Raw genomic sequence first — 1,653 nt, 5'->3', positions numbered from 1 at the left:
TGTACATCATCGTGTCGCTGGCCTGGCGCTCGACGCCGTCGATGGTGAGCTTTGCGCCGCCCATCATCTGCACGTCGAGGCCCGTGGCGGTGATGATGATGTCGGCTTCGAGTTCCTTGCCGGACTTCAGAAGAATGCCCTTCTTCGTAAACTTCTCGATGTGGTCGGTGACGATCTCACCCTTGCCGTTGCGCAGGGTCTTGTAGAAGTCGCCGTTGGGCATGGCGCACAGCCGCTGGTCCCAGGGGTCGTAGTCGGGGGTGAAGTGACGCATGTCGAAGTCGGGCCCAAGCTGCTTGCGGGCGAACTTCATAATGAGGTTGCGCGCCTGTTTGGGGAACCGGCGCGAGGCATCGAAGCTCCAGCGCTGTACGGCGATGTTGCGCGCGCGCATCATGCGGTAGACCGTCATTTCCGGCAGCAGGCCCTTGAGTCGCGAGGCCATGGGGTCTTTTGCCGGCACTGACATCATGTAAGTCGGCGAGCGCTGCAGCATGGTGATGTGCGCGGTCTTGTCGGCCATGGCCGGCAGCAGCGTCACGGCCGTCGCGCCGCTTCCGATGATGACGACGCGCTTGCCCGCGTAGTCGAGATCCTCGGGCCAGTGCTGGGGATGCACGATCTGGCCAGCGAAGTCTTTCTCACCTTTGAACTCGGGCTTGTAGCCGTGGTCGTAGTTGTAATAGCCGGTGCAGAGCATCAGGAAATTGCCGCGGTAGGTCTTGGCCTTGCCGCCGGCTTCGGGCTTTGCGGTAATGGTCCAGCCCTGCTCCTCGCTCTTCCACTCGGCCTTGGTGACTTTCAGGCCGAAGTGGATCTTCTTGTCCACGCCGTACTCGCGCGCGGTGTCGATGACGTACTGCTTGATGGCCGGGCCGTCGGCCAGCGTCTTGGTTTCCGTCCAGGGGCGGAAGTTGTAGCCGAAGGTGAACATGTCCGAGTCCGAACGGATGCCCGGGTATTTGAACAGATCCCAGGTGCCGCCGATGGCCTCGCGCCGTTCGAGAATGGCGACGTTCTTGTTCGGACACTCGCGCGCCAGGTGACAGGCGGCCCCGATGCCGGAGATGCCCGCGCCGATGATCAGTACGTCGAAGTCATTGCTTTCCATGATTTTCGCTCCTGCTCCCGGCCAGGCTCGCCCGCGCCGCTCACTGAACACATGTTCACCGATACATCTATCGCTGTCAAGGCAAAAGATCCGCGTCCGGGGCCGCGGCTTCGGCCGTATTGGGGGCGCTGATGCCCCTCAGCAGGCTTTTCAGCGCCATCGGGGTTTCGCCCGGGTTGCCCCCTCAGACCACCGCATAACTGCCGGCGAACTGGGCCTTCCAGGCCTGGATGAGCGCGTAGTTGTCATGGTGCCAGGGGTGAAAGCCCCGCCGCGCATAGGTGGCAAGGCGCGGCGCCGTCAGTCGAAGGATCCCGTTGCGACCGAAGAGCACCCTTCCCAGATTGCGCCACGAGCGGCGGTTGGTGAGCTGCTTGTCGGCGGTGGCCAGATACAGAAACACGCCGATGGCCATCGGCCCGATTCCGACGACGGTGAGCGGGACGCCCCAAAGGCGGCGCGCTTCGCTGCCGCCCACGGCGCGGAACACGTCGAAGGCCACCGCCTTGTGCTCGGTCTCCTCGACCGCGTGCCAGAGCCAC

The 1,653-nt window shown here is 63.6% G+C and carries 2 protein-coding genes; both read right to left on the bottom strand.

Annotation, left to right across the window (positions count from 1 at the left end):
- A partial coding sequence (locus tag KDH09_10420) for an NAD(P)/FAD-dependent oxidoreductase (protein ID MCB0220098.1) occupies nucleotides 1–1,111 on the bottom strand: 1,111 nt, incomplete at its 3' end.
- Nucleotides 1,112–1,295: 184 nt separating this feature from the next.
- The coding region (locus KDH09_10415) for a metal-dependent hydrolase (GenBank protein ID MCB0220097.1) at nucleotides 1,296–1,653 on the bottom strand (358 nt) is incomplete at its 5' end.

It is taken from the genome of Chrysiogenia bacterium, assembly GCA_020434085.1.
Classification (GTDB): domain Bacteria; phylum JAGRBM01; class JAGRBM01; order JAGRBM01; family JAGRBM01; genus JAGRBM01.
The sequence above is the reverse complement of the archived record's forward strand: the minus strand, read 5'-3'. Positions and strand labels throughout refer to the sequence as shown.